This is a genomic window from Chitinivibrionales bacterium, from assembly GCA_035516255.1.
Lineage (GTDB): Bacteria > Fibrobacterota > Chitinivibrionia > Chitinivibrionales > FEN-1185 > FEN-1185.
The window spans coordinates 1-2,252 of sequence record DATJAL010000026.1 but is presented as its reverse complement, the minus strand read 5'-3'; the positions used below and the strand labels follow the sequence as shown (position 1 = coordinate 2,252).

The 2,252-nt window shown below is 55.5% G+C and carries 2 protein-coding genes; both read right to left on the bottom strand.

The genetic code is table 11. The annotated features are described in order from the left end of the window. Positions 1-435 precede the first annotated feature (435 nt). On the bottom strand, positions 436-1,185 hold the full coding sequence (locus VLX68_07750; GenBank protein HUI92125.1) for an SDR family NAD(P)-dependent oxidoreductase: 750 nt from the start codon (positions 1,183-1,185) through the stop codon (positions 436-438). A gap of 73 nt (positions 1,186-1,258) precedes the next feature. Continuing rightward, the gene (locus VLX68_07745) at positions 1,259-2,065 is read right to left on the bottom strand and encodes an ABC transporter permease (protein HUI92124.1); all 807 of its coding nucleotides are present in this window, start codon (positions 2,063-2,065) and stop codon (positions 1,259-1,261) included. Between the last annotated feature and the right edge of the window lie 187 nt (positions 2,066-2,252).

Sequence of the window (2,252 nt, the reverse complement as noted above, 5' to 3'; positions counted from 1 at the left end):
AGTTCCACGGCGTCTCCAAAGAATACTTTCCAGGGTATCTGAACGAAATGGCTTTTCGGTACAATCATCGTCATGAAAATATCTTTGAAAAACTTGTCAAAATGATCACTAATTTGGTGCAAGATCCTTTATAATCACCTTTTTTTAAATTGGGGACATGCAAGAATGTCTTCCTTATCAAAGGGTGACATCGCTGGAAGCAAAGCGAGATTGTTCGCCGATGATGCGTTGCGAAGCTCCCGCGAATTGCGGCAACCTGCAACGTTTTCTCTTTTGTCTACCGCTTATGTCCGCGCGTTAGGCGGGCTGGAGCGGTGAGCTGGAGCGAATTGCCGGCCGACCCCCGAAGGGGCACGGCGCGCCGTGGCCCTTCGGGGGGAACGCCCATTTTATTTCTTGTAAACAACAACATGATAATGTCATGATAAAATTTTATCACCATGAAGGATTGAGCAGCCGCGTCTCCGACTTTCCCCGGGGCTCGGACATCATGGCCGCGCCGTCGCCGTGGAAAATCGTCTCGTCGCCCTTTGCGAGTCCGGCAGCGACGGAGGGCATATATTCGGCCACGCTGATCCCCCGGTGTTTAAGATGAATGCGGTCGCGGCCGGCCCGGTTCAGGTCGGTGTCGACCATGGGCGGAACTATTTCGACAACATTCACGGGCGTGCCCTTGAGCTGCTGCCTCAGCACGAGCGAATACGTGTGGATCGCGGCTTTTGTCGCGCAGTACACCGGCATGTTGGGCATAGGCATGAGCCCGAGCGCGGAGCCCACGTTGATGATTGCAGCGGCCGGTTTTTTCATGAGATGTTCGATGAAGAGCGCGGTCATCTCAATGGTGCCGACAAGGTTGGTCGCGATCTCGTCCTCGCCAGAGTTGAGCTCCGCCAATCCTTTTTTAAGGTCGATGTACCGCTGAATGCCCGCATTGTTCACAAGGACGTCAAGCGCCGGAAAACGGCGGAGCACCTCGGCCGCAAGGCTTTTTCTCTGGCCCGCATCGCCGACGTCGCAGGGGATCGCAAGGATTCCCGGCAGCGCCTGCCGGGCCTTTGCAAGTTTTTCCCTGTTGCGGCCGCACACGATGACCGCGCTTCCAGCCTCCTTGAACGCCTTTGCAATGCCAAACCCGATGCCACCGGTGCCGCCGGTCACCAGAACGGTTCTGTTTGAAAGATCCACTTTTTCTCCTTTGAAAATCATGATAAAGCCGTCGGCAGACACAGTCCTGGATGGAATTACAGCCGAGAGCCGGTCACATCATAATCAGGTTGATCACCACATTGAAGAATAAAATTAATATCGACGCAGCGACTACCGCCTTCTTCGTCGACTCCCCCACGCCCACCGCGCCGCCCACCGTGAAGTAGCCGTAGTAGCACCCGGAAAGCGCGATTGAGCCGCCGAAGACGAACCCCTTGACCACGCCGATGATAACGTCCTGGGTTCGGAACAGGTAGCGCATTGAATTGTAAAACAGCGCGGCCGGCACGCCGAGCGCCAGCGTGGTGAGGAGCTGGCCGGCAAGCACGGAGAAAAAGAACGAGAACACCATGAGAAACGGCGTCATGAAAAATCCGGCGAGGATGCGCGGCGAGAGCAGGTACGAGAACGGATTGAGCGAGAGGCACACCATGGCGTCAAGCTGCTCGGTTACCTTCATGGTGCCCAGCTCCGCCGCGAGCTTCGCGCCGATGCGGCCCGTGAGCACGAGCGCGATGAGCACGGGCCCGAGGTCGGTGAACAGAGCCTTGACAAGCGCGGTGCCGATGTAGGTTTTTGGGAAGTAGTCGCCGATGAGGTACTGCGCCTGCCACACGCTCACCGCGCCGATGAACACCGACGCGAGGAACACGATGGAAAGCGATTGAACGCCGATGCGCATCATCTGCTCGACCAGAAGGTGCGACTTGCGCATCAGGGAGGGAATCGCCCGCATCGACTCCATCAAAAACACGCCGACCGAGCCGAACTGCTCGACCGCCTCGCGGCCCGACGCGCCGAAGCTGTCGGCGATGTCGTTGAGGACATCCATGACTGAGTGGGGACGTTTTGGGGGCATATTGATTATGTGCCTGTGATCATGAGATTATAAGAATGATTCTGTACATGGCTGAAAAGGTTTGTATATATTATATCTGAAGCCAATAACAGACCGGAAAAAAAATAAATGCCCGCCAAGTTGCATGCAACCAGAGGAATGCATAATTGCCAGGGGGTTTTATGAAAAGGAATCTTGCTTCTTTAAT